The sequence below is a fragment of the Cellulomonas jepli genome (assembly GCF_047229345.1).
Classification (GTDB): domain Bacteria; phylum Actinomycetota; class Actinomycetes; order Actinomycetales; family Cellulomonadaceae; genus Cellulomonas_A.
This window is the reverse complement of record NZ_JBFTER010000005.1, coordinates 67,072-86,375: the sequence shown is the minus strand read 5'-3', so window position 1 is coordinate 86,375 and position 19,304 is coordinate 67,072. Positions and strand designations below refer to the sequence as shown.

Below are 19,304 nucleotides of genomic sequence, written 5' to 3'. Positions count from 1 at the left end.
TCGGCAGCCGGACCGCCGGCCCCGGCGACGACCCCCTCCTGCATCCCATGAGGAGGAGCACCACGCATGGCACGCACACCCCACGCACGTCCGGGCGACCGGCCGCGCCTCGAGCCGGGCCACGGGGACGGGTCGCCCGCAGACCTCGCACAGGCCGTACGTCCCCGCCGCGACGCGTCCGAGCGCGGCGTCGGTCTCCGCGAGCTGGTGGCGCACGTGCCGGACGATCGTGTCGAGCTGCGAGCGCTCGAACGCGATCGTCGCGCCCTCCGGGTCGTGCTCGTCGTCCGCGTTCGAGTCCGCCGACGCGGCGACGAGCTCGTCGAACGAGCCCGTGAGCTCCCCGAGCCGCCCGGTGAGCTCGCTGCGCAGGGCGGTGAGCACCGTGCGGGCGTCGAACGACTCCGCGGGCGAGTCCGCCGCAGGCCCCTGCCCTCCGCCCGGTCCTCCGTCGTCGGTCATCCGCCCATCGTCACACCCGCCACCCACGCGCTCCGGCCGGGCGCGTGGGTGGCCGCCGGCCCCGCGCCGGCCCGGTCCGACGCGCGGATCGACGGCGCGCGCGGCACGCTGGACGGGACGGACGCACGCGACGCGGTCCCGCACCGGGACCCGACGAGAGGAGACCGGGATGCCGAAGACGACCCGCGCGGGCAAGCCCAAGCAGAGCGAGCTCCCCGAGACGCTCAAGCGCTCCGACGCCAAGGCGCAGCGCACGTTCACGAAGGCGTACGACTCGGCGGCCGAGGAGTACGACGGCGACGAGGAGCGTGCGCACCGCGTCGCGTACGCGGCGCTCAAGCACACGCACGAGAAGGTCGGCGACCACTGGGAGCCCAAGGACGAGTACGGACCCTCGGACCCGCAGGCCGAGGGCGGGGCGCGCACCGACCGCCCGACCGCAGGCGGCGTCGACGCGAACGCCAGCAAACAGCACCTGTACGACCTCGCGAAGCGGCTCGACGTGCCCGGGCGCTCGTCGATGACGAAGGCCGAGCTCGTCGACGCGATCCAGAAGGCCAACGACCGGGCGTCCCGCCGGGCCCGCGAGGGCTCGTGACGGAGGCGACGGCCCCGCACCACGTCGTCGTGATCGGCTCCGGCTTCGGTGGGCTGTTCACCACGAAGGCGCTCGCGCACGACCCCGTGAAGGTCACGGTGCTCGCGAGCACCGGCCACCACCCGTTCCAGCCGCTGCTCTACCAGGTCGCCACCGGCGTGCTGTCGGAGGGGGAGATCGCCCCGGCCACGCGCGACGTGCTGCGCCGGCAGCGGAACGCGCGCGTGCTGCTCGGCACGGTCACCGACATCGACCTGCAGGACCGGGTCGTGACGTCGCGCTCGCCGGGCGGCACGACGACCACGTCCTACGACAGCCTCGTCGTCGCGGCCGGGGCCGGGCAGTCGTACTTCGGGAACGACGCGTTCGCGGCGCACGCGCCCGGGCTCAAGAGCATCGACGACGCGCTCGAGCTGCGCGGGCGCATCTTCGGCGCGTTCGAGCTCGCGGAGCTGAGCCGCGACGCCGCCGAGGTGCGCCGCCTGCTGACCTTCGTCGTCGTCGGCGCCGGCCCGACCGGCGTCGAGATGGCCGGGCAGATCGCCGAGCTGGCGCATCGCGCGCTCGCGGGCAACTTCCGGCACATCGACCCCCGGCAGGCGCGCATCGTGCTCGCCGACGCGGCACCTGCCGTCCTGCCGACGTTCCCGGAGAAGCTCGGGCGTGCCGCGGCCCGGCGGCTCGAGGACCTGGGCGTCGAGGTGATGCTCGACGCGAAGGTGGTCGGTCTCGACGAGACCGGCGTCGACTTCGAGGCCCCGGACGGCTCACGCAGCAGGGTCGAGGGCCGCTGCAAGGTCTGGGCGGCCGGCGTCGCGGCCTCACCGCTCGGTGCCCGGCTCGCGGAGCAGAGCGGTGCGGAGACCGACCGGGCCGGACGGGTGCGGGTCGAGCCCGACTGCACGCTGCCCGGCCACCCGGAGGTCTTCGTCGTCGGCGACCTCATGGCGCTGGACCTGCCCGGCGTCGCGCAGGTCGCGATGCAGAGCGGGGAGCACGCCGCGGGGCAGATCCGCCGCCGGCTGCGCGGCGAGGCGACCGGTCAGCCGTTCGTGTACCGGGACAAGGGCAGCATGGCGACCGTCTCGCGGTTCCACGCCGTCGCGCAGGTCGGGTCCTTCCAGACCGCAGGGCTCGTCGCGTGGGTGCTGTGGCTGGGTGTGCACCTCGTGTACCTCGTCGGGTTCAAGAACCGGCTCACGACGCTGCTGCACTGGACGGTGAGCTTCGTCGGGCGGGGACGGTCCGAGCGCACGGCGACGCTGCAGCAGGTGCTCGGACGGCGGGCGCTCGACGAGCACGAGCGGGCGCTGGGCGACCAGCAGCCCGCGACCGCGCCGCCGAGCGGTCCCGGCGCTGCCGGGGACCCGTGAGCGCGCCCCGATGACCGTGCACGTCGGCACCTCGGGCTGGAGCTACGACCACTGGGAGGGCGAGGTCTACCCGTCGGGGACCCCGAGCCGGGACCGGCTCGGGTACTACGTGCAGCGGTTCGCCACGGTCGAGCTCAACGCGAGCTTCTACCGCTGGCCGCGGGACGCGACGTTCGCGGGGTGGCGTGAGCGGCTGCCGCCCGGCTTCCTCATGACCGTCAAGGCCCCGCGCGGCCTGACGCACGCGAAGAAGCTCGACGACCCCGAGGTGTGGATCGGGCGCATCGCGGCGGGGTGGCACGAGCTCGCGGACAAGCGGGCGGTCCTGCTGGTGCAGACCTCGCCGCTGCACCCGCGCGACGACGCGCGGCTCGACTGGTTCCTCGCCCACGTCCCACCGTGGATCCGCGTGTGCGTCGAGCTCCGGCACCCCTCGTGGGAGCACGAGGACGTGCTGGGGATCCTCGAGCGGCACGGCGCGGCGTACTGCGTGATGAGCGGCGCGGGACTGCCGTGCCGGCTGCGCGTGACCGCGCCGTTCGCGTACGTGCGCCTGCACGGCCCGGACCACGAGCACCTCTACGCGGGCTCCTACTCCGACGACGACCTGCGCTGGTGGGCCGATCGGATCCGCGAGTGGGAGTCCGCGGGGACCGAGGTGTTCGCGTACTTCAACAACGACGGCCACGCGCACGCCGTCCGCAACGCCGAGACGCTGCGCCGCTTCCTCGCGGCCTGAGGCGCCCGCGCCCCGGACGCCCGCGTTCTCACAGGTCAGGGCCGCGCGGTGTGAGATCGCCTGGGTCGAAGGGCCCGGACCTGCCCCGGAGCCGGCCGGAAGTATGGCTCGTGCGGGTCCACCACACCCGCGACCCGAGCGAAAGACCCACCATGAGCCTGACATCCCCCGGCCGCGTCCTCGTCGTCGGCGCCGGCATGGTCGCCCACCACCTCGCCGAGCAGCTCGTCGCCCGTTCGCCCGAGGGCACGTGGCAGCTGGCGGTGCTCGGCGAGGAGGACGTCGCCCCGTACGACCGCGTGCACCTCTCGGAGTTCTTCACCGGCCGGGACGGGAGCGCGCTGACCCTGCCCGGGACGCCGTGGGTCGACCCGCGCGTGCAGCTGCGCACGGGTGACCCGGTCCGCAGCGTCGACCGCGATGCCCGCACCGTGACGACCCGCTCGGGCCGTGTCGAGGCGTACGACCAGCTCGTGCTCGCGACCGGCTCGTGGGCCTGGACGCCGCGCACGGAGGGCACCGACCTGCCGGGGGTCTTCACGTACCGCACGCTCTCCGACGTCGAGGCGCTGCGTGACTGGGTCGCCCGGCGCACCGAGGAGCTCGGCCGGCCGCTCGCCGGTGCGGTCGTCGGCGGCGGGGTGCTCGGCCTCGAGGCCGCGGCGGCGCTGCAGACGCTCGGGACGAGCGCGACGGTCGTCGAGTTCGCCGACCGGCTGATGAACGTCCAGCTCGACGACGGCGGCGGCGAGGCGCTGCGCGTCCTGGTCACCGGGCTCGGCATGGACGTGCGCACCTCGACCGGCGCGACGCGGCTCGGTGCCGCGGACGACGGCGCGGTCGCGACGATGGACCTGTCCGACGGCTCGTCCGTCCCCGCCGACGTCGTGGTGTTCTCGACCGGCGTGCGCCCGCGTGACCGGGTGGCCCGCGAGTCGGGGCTCGCGATCGGCGAGCGCGGCGGTGTCGTCGTCGGCCCCACGTGCCGCACGTCCGACCCGTCGATCTGGGCCGTGGGGGAGTGCGCGTCGTTCGAGGGCGAGTGCACCGGCCTCGTCGCGCCGGGCAACGCGATGGCCGACGTCGTCGTCGACCAGCTGCTCGGCGGGTCCGCGACGTACCGACCCGCGGCGGACGGCACGAAGCTCAAGGGCGTGGGGGTCGACGCGGCGAGCTTCGGCGACGTGTTCGCGCTGACCCCGGGGGCGCTCGAGGTCATGTTCGCCGACCCGGTCGCCCAGACGTACCGCAAGCTCGTCGTGTCCGACGACGCCCGCACGCTGCTCGGCGGGGTCTTCGTCGGCGACACGTCGCTGTACTCCTCGCTGCGCCCGATGCTCGGCCGCCCCCTCGGCGCCGACCCGTCCGCGTTCCTCGCACCCGAGGGCGGCGCGGCCGCGCCCGGCCCGGACCTGCCCGACGACGTCGTGGTCTGCTCGTGCTCGAACGTCTCGGCGGGCACCGTGCGCGCGGCGGTCACCGAGCACGGCTGCACGAACGTCGGGGAGGTCAAGGCGTGCACGCGCGCGGGCACGGTCTGCGGCTCCTGCGTCCCGCTGCTCACCAAGCTCGTGAGCTCCACGCTCGAGAGCGCGGGCGTCCCCGTGTCGAACGCGATGTGCGAGCACTTCGCGATGCCGCGCGCCGAGCTGTTCGCGCTCGTCCGCCGCGACGGGCTGCGGACGTTCACGCAGGTCGTCGAGGCGCACGGCACCGGCCGCGGGTGCGCGGTGTGCAAGCCCGCGGTCGCCTCGATGCTGTCCTCCATGAACGCGGGCCACGTGCTCGAGCGCGAGCACGCGGCGCTCCAGGACACCAACGACCACGTGCTCGCGAACATGCAGAAGGACGGCACGTACTCGGTGGTCCCGCGCGTGCCGGGCGGGGAGATCACCCCCGAGAAGCTCGTCGTGCTCGGCCAGGTCGCCGCCGAGTTCGGGCTCGCGACCCGCATCACGGGAGCCCAGCGCATCGCGATGTTCGGGGCGCGCATCGACCAGCTGCCCGCGATCTGGCGCCGGCTCGTCGACGCCGGGTTCGAGTCCGGCCAGGCGTACGGCAAGTCGCTGCGCGCGGTGAAGTCGTGCGTCGGCCAGGCGTGGTGCCGGTTCGGGGTGCAGGACTCCGCGAGCATGGCCGTGCGCCTCGAGCTCCGCTACCGCGGGCTGCGCTCGCCGCACAAGTTCAAGGTCGGCGTCTCGGGCTGCGCGCGCGAGTGCGCGGAGGCGCGCGGCAAGGACGTCGGCGTCATCGCGACCGAGAAGGGCTGGAACGTCTACGTCGGCGGCAACGGCGGGTTCACGCCGCGGCACGCCGAGCTGCTCGCCGAGGACCTCGACGACGACCGGCTCGTCCAGGTGATCGACCGGTTCCTCGCGCACTACATCCGGTCCGCGGACCGCGTGCAGCGCACGGCGCCCTGGGTCGCGGAGTACCCGGGCGGGCTCGCGGAGCTGCGCCGGGTCGTCGTCGACGACGCGCGCGGCCTCGGCGCGGAGCTCGACGCGGTCATGGCCGAGCACGTCGCGCAGTACACCGACGAGTGGCGCGCGACGCTCGACGACCCGGAGAAGCTCCGCCAGCTCGTGTCGTTCGTGAACGCACCGGACACGCCGGACCCCGACCTCGTCTACGCCCCGGTGCGCGGCCAGGTCCGCCCCGCGCGGGCCGGCGACGTCGTGGCCGACCGCAGCCCCGTCGTCGCCCGCACGCTGGAGGTGCGCTCATGACCGCCTGGACGACCGTCTGCCACGTCGAGGACCTGGTCCCCGAGCGGGGCGCCGCGGCGCTCGTCGGAGACCAGCAGGTCGCGGTCTTCCGCCTGCAGGGCGACGAGGTCGTCGCGGTGCAGCAGCGCGACCCCTTCTCGGGCGCGAACGTGCTCTCGCGCGGGATCGTCGGCTCGGCCGGGGACGCGGCGACGCTCGCCTCGCCCATGTACAAGCAGGTGTGGGACCTGCGCACCGGTGCGTGCCTCGACGCCGCGGGCAAGGAGCCGCAGGACCTGCGGACGTTCGACGTCGTGGTGGACGCCGAACGCCGCGTCCGGGTCAGCGCGGCTGCGCGGGATTCGTCGGCACCCCGTGCGACGGCGGGTTGATCGTCGGACCCTGCGTCTGCGGGCTCACGGTGCTCCCGCCCGGCGCTCCGCCCGCCGCGAGCTCGGGTGCGAGGCCGGCGGCGTCGCCGCCCGACGGCTCGGCGCCGTCCTCGAGCTCGCCGAGCCGGGCCTGCAGCACCTGCAGCACGGGCAGCCGGTCGGCGTGCGCCCTCTCGTAGGTCAGCAACGTGTCGATCTGGTCGGCCCCCAGCGACCGGATGCGGTGGCCGAGCCCCGTCACGGGCAGGTGGTCGTAGTCCGGGATGGGCAGCGCGTCGCGCTCCACGGACGTCTCGTCACTCATCGTGCCCCCTCGTCGTCGGCGTCGGTCCTTCGACTGTAGGTCGGTCAGCGCGACGGCGCAGCGCCACCGGGGAGCCCGGTGACGCCGCGCCGTGGGTGCCGCGCAGAGGCGGCGGTGAGGGTCAGGCCCCGGTCAGCGGGACCTCCGCACGGACGTCGCCGAGACCCCGCGCCACGAGCAGGCGCCCGCCCTCGGGGAGCCGGCCCCATGCGCCCGTGACCGCGTCCCAGCGTCGCCACAGCCGCGCGTCGGTCGCGACCTCGACGCGGACCGACTCGCCCGGCGCGGCGCTCGCGGCCGCCCAGCCGACGAGCCGCACGGGCTGGTCGGGGGTCTGCGGGTCGAGGTAGACCTGCACGACCTCGCGGCTCGGGCGCGTGCCGGTGTTGGTCACCGTCACCTGCACGCGCGGTGCGGGGCCGGACTCGTCGACCGTCACGTCCGCGTAGTCCCACGTCGCGTACCCGAGACCGTGCCCGAGCCAGAACGCGGGCTCCGGCGCGAGCCCCGCGTGGTGGCCGCGGTACCCGACGAACGTGCCCTCGGTGTACTCGAGGTCGCCGTCCACGGGCGTCACCGACCACGCCGGGGCGGCGCCGTCCGCGGCCGGGAACGTCGTCACGAGACGGCCCGCGGGCTCGATGTCGCCGAGCAGCGCCGCGGCGACCGCGTGGCCACCCTCCTGCCCGGGCAGGCCGGCCCAGAGCACCGCGTCGACCTCGTCGAGCCACGGCATCAGCACCGGCGTCGCGGCGTTGACCACGACGACCGTGCGGCGGGCCGCGGCGGCGACCGCGCTCACGAGCGCGTCCTGCTCGCCGGGCAGCGCGAGCGTCGACTTGTCGACCGACTCGGTCTCGCGCTCCTCGGTCAGGCCCACGACGACGACCGCGACGTCGGCCTGGCGTGCGGCGGCCACCGCGTCGGCGATGACGTCGGCCGAGGGCCGCGGCGCCGGGCGTGCGACGAGCCCGAACAGGCCGACCCCGGCCATCGGCTCGGCATCCGCCTCGACCGTCACGCCCGCGGCGACGTCGAGCACGTCCGTCGCGGCCGGCGGGCGCAGCATGACCTCGCCGTCGATGACCGCGCCGGAGTCCACGTCGAGCACCTCGGTCGCGGCGGGCGGTGCGAGCATCTCCTCGGCGAACCCGCCGCCGGCGCGCAGCGCGTGCCGCAGCGTCCGGTCGCCGACCGTGAGCACCCAGTCGCCGACGCCCATGACCCCGACCTCCGCCGCCCCGGCCTGGTTCACCCGGGCCTGGAAGCGCACGGTGTGCACCGCCTGCGGCAGGTCGTCGTCGAAGCCGACCATCGTGGTCGCCGTGTCCGAGTGGCGCTCGTCGAGCACCGTGCCGTCCTGCGCGAGGAGCGTGACGTGCACGCCCGGCTCGCCGCTGACCGGGTCGGTCACGAACTCCGGCCGTGCGGCGACCGAGCGCTCGCGGACCTCGACGCCGTCGACGACCGAGACGGCGTCACCGAGAAGTGCCGTCATGCCCTCCGCGACGCTGATCTGGTACGGCGGGTTGACCTGGGCCGAGCCGCCGCCCATGTCGATCGTCTCGAGCGCGTGGCGCCCGATCAGCGCGACGGACGAGCCGCGCCCGAGCGGGAGGACGGCGTCCCGGTTCGTCAGGACCGTCATGCCCTGCGCGGCGAGGCGCGTGAGCTGCTCGCGGCGCACCGCGCTGTCGGGCGCGGGGAGGTCGTCCGGGTACGCGCGGAGCTCGCCGAGCGCGCCCACGCGGTCCGCGAGCACGAGGAGGCGCGCGAGGTGGTCGTCGACCACGGACTCGTCGACCTCGCCCGAGCGCACGGCGGCGACGAGGGCGTCGCCCCAGGGGCCGTCCGGGCCGGGCATCACGAGGTCGAGCCCGCCGTTGGCCGCGGGGCCGGCCGTCTTCGTCGCGAACCAGTCGGACATGACGAGGCCGGTGTAGGCCCACTCGCCCTTGACGACCTCGTTGATCACGTGGTCCTGCTCGGTCGCCGCGACGCCGTTGACGTCGTTGTAGGCGGCCATCATCGACCAGGGGTCGGACTCCTGCGTCGCGATCTCGAAGGGGAGCAGGTAGAGCTCCCGCAGCGTGGCCTCGTCGACCACGCTGTTCATCGTGTTGCGCTGCGTCTCGGACTCGTTGGCCACGAGGTGCTTGAGGCACGCCCCCACGTGCAGCGACTGCAGGCCGTCGACGTAGGACGCCGCGAGCCGGCCGGTCAGCAGGGGGTCCTCGGAGTACGCCTCGAAGACGCGCCCGTTGAGCACCGAGCGGTGCAGGTTGATCGTCGGGCCGAGCACGACGTGGATCTCCTGCGCGAGCGCCTCCTCGGCGAGCATCCGGCCGACCTCACGGGTCGTCTCGGGGTCCCAGGCGGAGGCGAGCAGCGTCGCGTTGGGGAACAGGGCGACCTTGCGACCGCCGGTGAACTTCAGGCCGCGGACGCCGGTCGGGCCGTCGGACAGGCGCAGCTCGCCGAGCCCGATGGACTCGTCGGGCGCGAGCGTGAACGCGGTCGCGCCGGTGAGGAGGCGCACCTTGGTCGGCAGGTCGAGCGTGCCGATCAGCGCGTGGACGTCGGTCTGCGTGGAGACGGGGGACATGGTCCTCACTTCACCTTCTTGACGGGGACGATGGCGAGCGCGCCGACGAAGACGAGCAGCGCGGCGACGAGGTAGAGCCGGTCGTAGTCCTGGGCGGGGCCGGCGATGAGCAGGGCGCCCAGGAACGGGGCCACCGACTGCGGGCCGGCGTTGGCGATGTTGAAGACGCCGAGGTCCTTGGCGGCGTCGTCGGGGTTCGGGAGCACCTCGATCACGAGGGCGAGGTCGACGCCCATGTAGATGCCGAACGCGGCGCCCAGGAGCACCTCGACGAGGTAGAACCCGCCGACCGTCGTGACCTGGGTGAGCAGACCGAGCCCCACGGCGAAGAGCGCGGTCGAGGCGAAGACGAACATCTTGCGGCGGGCGAGCCGGTCGGACACGATCCCGGCGAGCTGCCCGACGACCACGAGGACGACGGTGTAGATGAGCACGCCGGTGAAGATGGTGTCGGTCGCCTGCTTGTCGGTGAGCCCCAGGTTGTCCTTCATCCAGAAGAACCGGAACGTCGAGAACAGGAAGCTGCCGAGGGTCAGCAGGAACCGCGACCACCAGGCCCACGCGAAGTCCGGGTGCCTGCGGGGGTCGATCCAGAAGGTGTTCAGCCACGCCCGCACGTCCATCGGCCCGGGACGCTCGGTCAGCGGCCGGTCGTTCAGGACGAGCGAGAAGGTCAGCATCCCGAGCACACCGATCACGGCGGGCACCATGAACAGCGGGACCATCGCGTTCGTGAACAGCCCGGCGACCCAGATCGAGGCGAGGATGCCGACGTTCTGCATCACGCCGGCGAGGGCGCTGATGCGTGCGGTCTGCGACTTCGGGACCTGGTCGGCGATGGTCGCGAGGTAGGCGGCGAAGCACGCGTTGGCCGCGAGCTGCGCGAGGAACCAGCCGACGACGAGCGTGGGCACGTTGTCGGCGAGCGAGATCAGGAGCAGGCACGCCGCGAGCGCGAGGCTGCCGCCGACCATCCACGGCCGCCTGCGGCCGAAGCGGGACATCGTGCGGTCGGACAGGCGCCCGAAGATCGGGTTGGCGAGGAGCGCGGCGAACGCGCCCACGCCGAGGATGAGGCCCTGCGCGGTCGTGGCGTTCTCGGGGCCGACGACGCGGATGACCTTGATGGCCATGCTCACCATGACGGGGCCGAGCAGCGCGATGAACAGCGCGAGCTGCGCGAAGGCGAAGCCGAGCACGAACGGCGCCCGGACCGGCTCGGTCGGCGGCGCGTGCTCGGAGGTGGGGACGGGCCTCTCGTGCCCCGGGATCCCGGACGTGACGATCGACGCAGACGGCTCTTCGCTCACGGGCGTCGGGGGGCTGTAGGGCTGGACGGGCGTTCCGCTGCTCATGTTCGGTCTCCGGCGGGCGGGTGCGGGAAAGCGGGCTGATGCGTGTCACTGACACGTGTCACTTGCGCGTGTCAGTACGGTAGGGTGTGGATTGTCGGTTTGGCAACAGACCAGTTCAGAGGCTCGTTCTCCGGCCCGCGGGCACCCGCCGGCACCCGTAGAGACCGTCGCAGAGCCGTTGCAGCGGCACCGAGGAGGCGTCATGGTCACGGTCCGGACCCGCCGCGTCACGAGTGCCGACGTCGCCCGGGAGGCGGGGGTCTCGCGGACGACCGTGAGCTACGTCCTGAACGACACCCCGCACCAGAAGATCCCCGCAGAGACCCGGCAGCGGGTCCTCGACGCGGTCGCGCGCCTCGAGTACGCGCCGTCCGCGGCCGCGCGCACGCTCCAGCGCGGGCGCTCCGACACGGTGCTCTGCCTGCTGCCGAACTGGCCCATCGGGCCGGCCGTGGGTGCGTCGCTCGAGCACCTGTCCGCGGCGCTCGCCGCGCAGGGCCTCACGCTGCTCGCGCACCCGAGCGCGGGGTCGTCGCGCACGCTCGCCGACGCGTGGCGCGCCGTCAGCCCGGCCGCGGTCGTGCTGTTCGAGGACGCCGAGGAGGAGGACCTCGCGGCGATGCGCGCGGAGGGCATCCAGGTGACGGTCGCGCTGCTCGCCGGGGGCGGCGGGGGAGCCGGTGCCCGGCGCGGCGCTCTCGAGATCCCGCAGCAGCGCGCCGGCCGGCTGCAGGCCGAGCACCTCGCGGCGGCGGGTCACCGGCGGCTCGGGTACGCGTTCCCGGCCGACCCGCGCGTCGCGGGCTTCGCGGAGCCGCGCCTCGCGGGCGTGCGGGCGGCGTGCGCCGACCTCGGGCTCGACGACCCGGTCGTGCTGACCGTGCCGCTCGAGATCGACGCCGCGAAGGATGCCGTCGCGACCTGGCGCGGCGCGGGCGTGACCGCGGTGTGCGCCTACAACGACGACGTCGCGCTCGCGCTCCTCACGGGCGTGCGGCGCTCGGGGCTCGCGGTGCCGCGCGACCTCGCGGTGATCGGCTTCGACGACATCCCCGGTGCGGCGGTCGCCGACCCGCCGCTCACGACGGTCACGACCGACCACCGGGTGATCGCCGAGCACATCGCGCAGACGATCGTGCACGGGCTCGAGGGCAGGGACGCGCCGCTGCGTCCGGGCTCCGACGTGGTCGGGCTCGTGCGCCGCGACTCCGCGTGACGCACGAGCCCGAGGTCCGTGCGCGCCGCCGGTCGCCTCGGGAGGCGGCCGCCGGCGGCGTGGTGCTGCGGGTCAGGCTCCCTGGCCCGGCCCGCGCCCGGTGCGCGCCTGCAGCTCCTCGATGCGCTCCGAGGCCTGCGCCTTCGTGAGGTCGTCGGGCACCTCCTCGCCGGCCTCGCGTGCGAGCGTCGACAGGTAGCTGCCCTGCGGGCCGGTCATCGGCTCGTCACCCGTGACCCAGTCCTGCGGGTCCTTCTCGGGGCTGCCGACGCCGGGAGCGTTGTCCGCCGTGGTGCCGGCGCCCCCGGTCGCGTCGGGGGTGGTCTCGTTCGTCGGGGTCGTCTCGTCGGTCGCCATGCTCAGGCCTCCTGGTCGCTGTGGCGGGGCTCGGTCATCTTCGCGTGCACCGCGGACTTCGCGGTGTCGGGCAGGACCGCGCCCATCGCGGTCTGCATCTTGGTCTTGAGCGACTGCGTCGAGACCTGGTCCTTGCCGGCAATGAGCGCCTCGAACCCCTCGTGCGCGACCTTGGCCGGGTCGTCCTTCTTCTGCTCGGCGACGCGCGTGTCCTCCATGTGCGAGGCCTCGAAGAAGTCGGTGTCCGTCGGCCCCGGCAGCAGCGCGGTGATCGTGACGCCGGTGTCCTTGAGCTCGTAGCGGACCGCCTCGGTGAAGCTCTGCACGAACGCCTTCGATGCGGCGTACGTCGCGTAGTAGGGCCCCGGCATGCGCGCGGCGACGGACGACGTCACGAGGACCCGGCCCGCGCCGCGGGCGACCATGCGCGGCAGCAGCCGCTTGGCGAGGTGCACCACCGAGACGACGTCGAGCGAGATGACCCGCAGGTCGTCCTCGAGCGGGGTCTCGAGGAACGGTCCGCCGTTGGCGACCCCGGCGTTGAGCGCGAGCGCGTCGACGGGCCGCCCGCCGATCTCGGCGACGAGGCGCTCGACGCCCTCGGGGGTCGCGAGGTCGGCGGTCAGCGAGCGCACCGGGTGCCCGTCGGCGACGAGGGTCTGGGTGGCGATCTGCAGGCCGGTCTCGTCCTCGGCGCAGCTGAGCACCTCGAAGCCGTTCTCCGCGAACTCGCGCACGAGCTCGAGGCCGATGCCGCTCGACCCGCCGGTGACGACGGCGAGGGGCAGGGGTGTGACGTCCATGGGATGACCTCCGGGAAGGGCTGGTCGGTGCCTCCGAGGCTAGGTCGGACGGCCGCGCACGGCATGTCGAGCGTGCTGTGCGACGGCTGTCCAGCTGGACGGGCGACCAGGACATCGTGACCCGATCGTGACCTGATCTTCACTTACCCGGCAGTAAGTACGAATGGTTCCCTGAGTAGGCCGACCTCACGAAGGAGTGACAGGTGACGCGTCCGACCCTTGCCCTCGTCCCGCCCCGACGCCAGCGTCAGGGCCCGATCCTGCGGCCCGGGCGGTCGGCCGGCCGCACGACCGCTGCCGCGGCGGCGCTCGCGCTCGTCGCCCCGCTCGTCCTGCTCGCGACCGCCGGGCCCGCGCACGCCGCGGGGGGCGACCTCGCGATCGCCGGGACGGCGACGGCCTCGCAGGCCCAGGACGACACCGACGGCTCGTTCCCCGCCTCGAACGCCGTCGACGGCGACCCGGCGACCCGCTGGGCGAGCGGCAACGGCCCCGACGAGGACGTGCCCTTCACCGCGTGGCTCGCGGTCGACCTCGGCGTCCCCACGGCGGTGGACGGCCTGACGCTGCGCTGGGAGGCCGCCCACGCGGCGTCCTACGAGATCCAGGCCGCGACGGGCGACCCGGCGGACCCGGCGAGCTGGTCGACCGTGCACACGGAGCCCGCGAGCGACGGCGGCGTCGACGAGATCGCGCTGGCCGAGCCGGTCGACGCGCGGCACCTGCGGGTCCAGATGCTCGAACGGGTGCCCTTCACGTGGGACCCCGCCGGGCCGCACTGGTACGGGTACTCGCTCTTCGCGGTCGAGGTGCACGGCACGCCCGAGCAGCCCGCCGTCGTCGTCGCCCGCGCGTCGGCCACCGTCGCCGCCGGCGCGTCCGCGACTGTCCCCGTCGTGCTGAACGCCCCGGCCACGGACGAGACCCGCGTGCGCGTGACCTCGGGAGGCGGGACCGCGGTCGCCGGCACGGACTACACCGCCGTCGACGAGGTCCTCACGTTCGCCGCGGGGGAGACGACGCAGCAGGTCACCGTCCCGACGGTCGACCACGGCCCGCTCGCCCCCGTCACGACGTTCGACCTCACGCTGAGCGACCCGACGGGCCTCGTGCTCGGCGCCCGCACGACGACCACCGTGACGATCGCGCCGCACGGCGACCTGCCGGACGTCGGCCCGAGCGAGGTGCTCGACGACTTCGAGGACGGCGTGCCCGCCGGGTACACGACATGGGGCGTCAGCGCCCCGGTGACGCCCGTGCTCACGACCGCCGAGGCGGAGCGCGAGGGCGCGGCCGAGGGCAACCACGCGCTCGTCGCGACCGTCGGCGGGACCCCCGCCCCGGGTGACTGGTTCGGCTTCACGCACGACCTGAGCCCCGCCGCCGACTGGTCGGCCTACGACGGCTTCGCGTTCTGGTTCCGCGGCACCGGGGACGGCGGCACGCTGCGCTACGAGCTCAAGAGCGGCGGGCGCCTGTTCGAGCGGTCCGTCGTCGACGACGCCGCGGGCTGGCGGCGGGTGACCGTGCCGTTCGCACAGCTGCGGGTCAAGGGCGACCCGGAGTCGGACGAGCGCTTCGACCCCGCGGCCTCCACCGGCTTCGCGGTCACGCTGACCGACCTCGGTGCGGGGACGTGGCTGTTGGACGACGTCGCGCTCTACCAGCGCGTCACGACGATCCAGGACTTCGAGGGCGACGTCCCCGTCGCCGAGCCCGGGGGCACCGTCGGGCACTTCACCTGGGGCTCGGACGGCTCCGAGGTGAGCCTCGCGGTGACCGAGCGCGAGCGCGACGGCGCACCGGCGGGCAACCACGTCCTGAGCGGGGAGTACCTGATCCCGTCCGGCGGCTGGGGCGGGTACAGCCACAACCTCGCCGCCGCGCAGGACTGGAGCGGCTTCCGCGGCCTGCGCTTCCTCTGGTACGCCTCGCAGGACAACCGTCCGGCGTCGCCCACGGCCGGCGCGGACATCAAGGTCGAGGTCAAGGACGGCGGGCCCGACGGCGAGCACTCCGAGCTGTGGGCCGCGACGTTCAAGGACAACTGGTCGCCCGACGGCAGCCGCTGGAAGCTCGTCGAGATCCCCTTCACCGACCTGCGGCTCGGCGGGTACCAGCCCGGCGACGAGGCCACCCGCAACGGCACGCTCGACCTCACGTCCGCGTGGGGCTACGCCGTGACGATGGTGCCCGGCACCGCGCAGCCCGTCGGCTGGGCGGTCGACGACGTCGAGCTCTACGGCTCGCCGGCGCCCGTGCCGACCGCCACGGTCGCGGCGACGCAGGACGTCGTGCTCGTCGACCGCGGCGAGGTCGCGCAGGTCACCGTGCGCCTCACGACCACCGACGGCGAGCCCCTGCCCGAGCCGGTGACCGTCACCTACGCGAACGCCGGCACCGCCGACACCGCGGAGCCCGGCACGCACTACGAGCCCTTCTCCGGGACGCTGACCTTCGACGCCGGGACACCCTCGGGCACCGAGCAGATGATCGAGGTCCGCACGCTCGCGACCTCCGGGCAGGACGACTCGCGCTCGGTCGAGGTGACGCTCACCGCCGAGGGGGCCGACGTCGCGTCCTCGCCGCGGGTCGTGCTCAACGCGACCGGTGCGCCGTACCTCGACGCGTCGCGGCCCACCGCCGAGCGCGTCGAGGACCTCCTGGGGCGCATGACGCTCGCCGAGAAGGTCGGCCAGATGGCCCAGGCCGAGCGGCTCGGGCTGCGCTCCGACAGCGAGATCGCGAGCCTCGGGCTCGGGTCGTTGCTGTCGGGCGGCGGCTCCGTCCCGGCCGACAACACCCCGTCCGGCTGGGCCGACATGGTCGACGGCTTCCAGCGCGAGGCGCTCTCGACCCGGCTGCAGATCCCGCTCGTCTACGGCGTGGACGCGGTGCACGGGCACAGCAACGTGGTCGGCGCGACGATCCTGCCGCACAACTCGGGGCTCGGCGCCGCGCGCGACCCGGAGCTCGTGCGGCGGGCCGGCGAGGTCACCGCGCTCGAGGTCCGGGGGACCGGCGTCCCGTGGACGTTCTCGCCGTGCCTGTGCGTCACGCGGGACGAGCGGTGGGGTCGCAGCTACGAGTCCTTCGGCGAGGACCCGGCGCTCGTGACGGCGATGGCCCGCGCGGCCGTCGTCGGGCTCCAGGGCGAGGACGGGGCGGACATGTCGGGACCGACCGAGGTGCTCGCGACCGCGAAGCACTGGGTCGGCGACGGCGGCACGCGCTACGAGCCGTCGCTCGCGGGCAGCGGGTACCCGATCGACCAGGGCGTCACGCACGTCGGCTCGCCGGACGAGCTGCGGCGCCTGCACGTCGACCCGTACGTCCCCGCGCTCGAGGCGGGGGTCGGCTCGATCATGCCGTCGTACTCCGCGGTCGACTCCGGCGACGGCCCGCTGCGCATGCACGAGCACCGCGCGCTCAACACCGAGCTGCTCAAGGACGAGCTCGGGTTCGACGGGTTCCTCATCAGCGACTGGGAGGGCATCGACAAGCTGCCCGGCGGCACGTACGCCGACAAGGTGGCCCGCTCGGTGAACTCCGGGCTCGACATGGCGATGGCGCCCTACAACTACGGCGCGTTCATCACGGCGCTCACGGAGAAGGTCGCCGACGGCACCGTCGCGCAGTCCCGGGTCGACGACGCGGTCCGGCGGATCCTCACGCAGAAGGTCGCGCTCGGGCTGTTCGAGCAGCCGCTCGCGGACCGTACCCACACCGGGGACCTCGGCTCGGTGGAGAACCGGGCGGTCGCCCGCGAGGCGGCCGCGGCGTCGCAGGTGCTGCTGAAGAACTCGGGGGACGTCCTGCCGCTCGCGCCCGACGCACGCGTCTACGTCGCGGGCTCGAACGCCGACGACCTCGGCCACCAGATGGGCGGCTGGTCGATCTCGTGGCAGGGCGGCTCGGGCGACACCACGACGGGCACGACGATCCTCGAGGGCATCCGCGAGGTCGCGCCGGCGGCGGAGGTGACGTGGTCGAAGGACGCGTCGGCGCCGACCGCGGGCTCGGACGTCGGCGTGGTCGTCGTCGGTGAGCCGCCGTACGCCGAGGGCATCGGGGACGTCGGCAACAACGGCCGCAGCCTCGAGCTCCCCGCCGCGGACCGGGCCGCGATCGACACGGTGTGCGGCGCCATGCCGTGCGTCGTGCTGGTGGTCGCGGGCCGCCCGCAGCTCGTCACGGACCGCCTGGACGCGATCGACGGGCTCGTCGCGTCGTGGCTGCCGGGGACCGAGGGTGCAGGGGTCGCCGACACGCTGTTCGGCGCCCGCCCGTTCACCGGTCGGCTGCCCGTGTCCTGGCCGGCGAGTGCCGACCAGGTTCCCGTCAACGTGGGCGACGCGACGTACGCACCGCTCTACGCCTACGGCTGGGGCGTGCGCACGGACGCACCGCGGGCCCGGCTCGAGCAGGTGCTGGAAGGGCTGGGCTCGAGCCCGGCGCGCACCGCGGTGCAGGCCGTGCTCGACGCCGACGTCTGGGAGGGCGACTCGCTCTCGACCGACGACGCGGACGTCGAGCGCGCTGTCCGGCTGCTCGCGACCGCCGCGTCCGCGCTCGACGGCGGGGGCGAGCGGTTCACGGACGCCGGGCTCGTGGTCTCGCTCGTGCGCGACCTCGCGCAGGCCGCCGTCGTCGCCGGGGTCCCCGGGCTGCCGGCCGACGCCGCGGCGCGGACCGCCGACGCCGAGCACGCGCTCATGGCCGGGCGTGCGGGGGACTCCGTGGCGCTCCTCGCGGACGTCCTCGGCGTCGGGCTCACCGAGCGTGCGACGTCCACGACGGCGGTGCGCGTGGCGCCCTCGACCGTCGTTCTCGGCCGGGCCGGGACCGCCACCGTCACGGTCGCGGCGTCGGAGGGCCGCGCGTCGGGGACCGTCGAGGTGCGCGTCGACGGTGTCGCCGTCGCGACCGCCGAGCTGCCCGCCGGGGCCGCGTCACCCGACGTGCATGTCCGCGTGGCGCTGCCCGCGGGCGTCGCCGTCGGCACGCACGAGGTCACCGCGGCCTACCTCGGCGACGCGGCCGTCGCCGGCTCGGTGTCCGACCCGGCGCGCTACCGGGTGCTGCGCGCGACCCCGACGGTCAGCACCACCGGGACCGACTGGGACGTGCGGCGTGCGGACGCCAAGGTCGTGCACGTCACGGTCGCCGGTACCGGGGGGCTCGCCCCGACCGGGACGGTCGAGGTGCAGGTCAACGGCCGCCGGGCGGCGACCGGGACGCTCGACGGCGACGGGCGCGCGCAGGTGACGCTCCCGTCGTCGGCCCGGACGTCGCTCGTCACGGTCGTCTACCGCGGCGACGCCTCCTACACCGCGTCGCTCGGCTGGCCCCGCGTACTGGTGGTGCGCTGAGCGCGGGGCGGGGTGCCCGGAGCAGGCCGGGCACCCCGCCCCGCCGCGCGTGCGGGGGCCGGGCGCGCTGCGCGGGTGCACGAGGGATCGACGGCCGCTGAGCGGGTGCCCGCCGGAGCGACGCACGACGTCCGGCACGGGTGCGCACGCGGGCACGTCGGCCGGGGGCCCGACGAGCGCGGGCTCGTCGGGCGGGTGCCCGACGAGCCGGACGCACGGCGCGGCCCGGGGGACGGTGACGTCCCCGGGCCTGCCGGGACCTCAGGCGTCGGCGCCCACGCGCTCGCGCACCGGCGCCACGGCGGGCGTCCGGGGCACTGCCCGGTCCGGCTCGGCGGCACGTGCCCGGCGCTGCTCGCGCGCCGCGCCGACCCGCACGATCTCGATCCCCGCGGCGAGCATCGCGAGCATGCGGTCCTCGGTGTCGGGCACGCACGCGTCGGCGACGCCCAGCACCGAGCAGCAGACGATGCTCGGGGCGCCGGTCTCGTGGAACCCGGCTGCGGACGTCGTCAGGCCCAGGCTGAACCGCCGCGCCCACTCCGCGGCGAGCGGGACGTCGGCGAGCGCGCGGGCGCTGCGGTCGGTGAGCTCGCCGTCGGTGCGCCCCTCGATCTCGGCGAGGCGCCGCTCGGCCGCGAGGATGCCCACCGCGAGCACGCGCTGGGTCTCCTCGGCGACGACGGGCAGCGCGCTCGTCGCGCACCAGAGCGCGAGCCGGACGTCGACCTCGCGGTCCTCGGACGTGAGGCCGATGACCGACGGGACGAGCGGCAGCAGGCGCTGCCGACCGCCGTCGCTCATCTGGTCGTTGACCGTGCGCGCGAGCGTCGCCAGCAGCGCGTGCGTGCACGCGGGATGGTCGCTCCAGCGCTCGCCCGCGAGGAACGACGCGAGCTCCATGAAGCACGCGCCCTTCGTCGGTCGCCGGTGGCGACCGCGCGAGAGCATCGGTACCCAGTCGGGCGGCAGGTTCTGACGCATGGGACACCCCCAGGACGGCGGACCGTGAGGCGCCTG

The 19,304-nt window shown here is 74.7% G+C and carries 14 protein-coding genes; 7 read left to right on the top strand and 7 right to left on the bottom strand.

The window, feature by feature from the left end; translation table 11 throughout:
* On the bottom strand, positions 1–462 hold a 462-nt coding region (locus tag AB6N24_RS02380; RefSeq protein WP_412867828.1), incomplete at its 3' end, for a TraR/DksA family transcriptional regulator.
* Positions 463–631: 169 nt separating this feature from the next.
* Here AB6N24_RS02380 and AB6N24_RS02375 point away from each other — a divergent pair.
* The 5 genes from AB6N24_RS02375 (at position 632) to nirD (ending at position 6,272) form a co-directional block, all read left to right on the top strand.
* On the top strand, positions 632–1,060 hold the full coding sequence (locus AB6N24_RS02375) for a ChaB family protein (protein WP_412867827.1): 429 nt from the start codon (positions 632–634) through the stop codon (positions 1,058–1,060).
* Positions 1,057–2,433 carry an NAD(P)/FAD-dependent oxidoreductase gene (locus AB6N24_RS02370; RefSeq protein ID WP_412867826.1) on the top strand — a complete coding sequence of 459 codons (1,377 nt, stop codon included), beginning with the start codon at positions 1,057–1,059 and terminating at the stop codon, positions 2,431–2,433. Before AB6N24_RS02375 ends, AB6N24_RS02370 begins: the two co-directional genes overlap by 4 nt.
* A gap of 10 nt (positions 2,434–2,443) precedes the next feature.
* Positions 2,444–3,172, top strand: coding sequence for a DUF72 domain-containing protein (locus tag AB6N24_RS02365; protein WP_412867825.1), 729 nt, complete (start codon positions 2,444–2,446; stop codon positions 3,170–3,172).
* A gap of 152 nt (positions 3,173–3,324) precedes the next feature.
* A complete protein-coding gene (gene nirB, locus AB6N24_RS02360; protein WP_412867824.1) occupies positions 3,325–5,901 on the top strand; it encodes a nitrite reductase large subunit NirB in 2,577 nt (858 codons plus the stop codon).
* Positions 5,898–6,272: a nitrite reductase small subunit NirD gene (gene nirD, locus AB6N24_RS02355; protein ID WP_412867823.1), complete on the top strand. Its 375-nt coding sequence runs from the start codon at positions 5,898–5,900 to the stop codon at positions 6,270–6,272. The genes nirB and nirD overlap by 4 nt, the downstream gene beginning before the upstream one ends.
* On the opposite strand, the gene AB6N24_RS02350 is transcribed toward nirD, so the two are convergent.
* From AB6N24_RS02350 to AB6N24_RS02340, 3 genes are all read right to left on the bottom strand, one after another.
* Positions 6,223–6,576, bottom strand: a complete 354-nt coding sequence (locus tag AB6N24_RS02350) for a DUF8129 domain-containing protein (protein WP_412867822.1) — start codon at positions 6,574–6,576, stop codon at positions 6,223–6,225. The genes nirD and AB6N24_RS02350 overlap by 50 nt on opposite strands.
* A gap of 121 nt (positions 6,577–6,697) precedes the next feature.
* Positions 6,698–9,181 carry a glycoside hydrolase family 3 protein gene (locus AB6N24_RS02345; protein WP_412867832.1) on the bottom strand — a complete coding sequence of 828 codons (2,484 nt, stop codon included), beginning with the start codon at positions 9,179–9,181 and terminating at the stop codon, positions 6,698–6,700.
* A gap of 5 nt (positions 9,182–9,186) precedes the next feature.
* A complete protein-coding gene (locus AB6N24_RS02340) occupies positions 9,187–10,536 on the bottom strand; it encodes an MFS transporter (protein ID WP_412867821.1) in 1,350 nt (449 codons plus the stop codon).
* A gap of 202 nt (positions 10,537–10,738) precedes the next feature.
* Here AB6N24_RS02340 and AB6N24_RS02335 point away from each other — a divergent pair, with 202 nt between their 5' ends.
* Positions 10,739–11,752 (top strand): LacI family DNA-binding transcriptional regulator, encoded by a 1,014-nt coding sequence (locus AB6N24_RS02335; protein WP_412867820.1) that lies wholly within the window; start codon positions 10,739–10,741, stop codon positions 11,750–11,752.
* Between the two features lie 72 nt (positions 11,753–11,824).
* Here AB6N24_RS02335 and AB6N24_RS02330 read toward each other — a convergent pair whose 3' ends face one another.
* Both AB6N24_RS02330 and AB6N24_RS02325 read right to left on the bottom strand, forming a co-directional pair.
* Positions 11,825–12,109 (bottom strand): DUF3072 domain-containing protein, encoded by a 285-nt coding sequence (locus AB6N24_RS02330; protein ID WP_412867819.1) that lies wholly within the window; start codon positions 12,107–12,109, stop codon positions 11,825–11,827.
* A gap of 2 nt (positions 12,110–12,111) precedes the next feature.
* A complete protein-coding gene (locus AB6N24_RS02325) occupies positions 12,112–12,912 on the bottom strand; it encodes an SDR family NAD(P)-dependent oxidoreductase (RefSeq protein ID WP_412867818.1) in 801 nt (266 codons plus the stop codon).
* 203 nt (positions 12,913–13,115) lie between these two features.
* On the opposite strand from AB6N24_RS02325, the gene AB6N24_RS02320 reads away from it, so the two are divergent.
* The gene (locus AB6N24_RS02320) at positions 13,116–18,284 is read left to right on the top strand and encodes a glycoside hydrolase family 3 N-terminal domain-containing protein (RefSeq protein ID WP_412867817.1); all 5,169 of its coding nucleotides are present in this window, start codon (positions 13,116–13,118) and stop codon (positions 18,282–18,284) included.
* A gap of 261 nt (positions 18,285–18,545) precedes the next feature.
* Here AB6N24_RS02320 and AB6N24_RS02315 read toward each other — a convergent pair whose 3' ends face one another.
* Entirely contained in the window at positions 18,546–19,268 is a 723-nt protein-coding gene (locus AB6N24_RS02315) for a hypothetical protein (protein ID WP_412867816.1), read from the bottom strand.
* Positions 19,269–19,304: the final 36 nt, after the last annotated feature.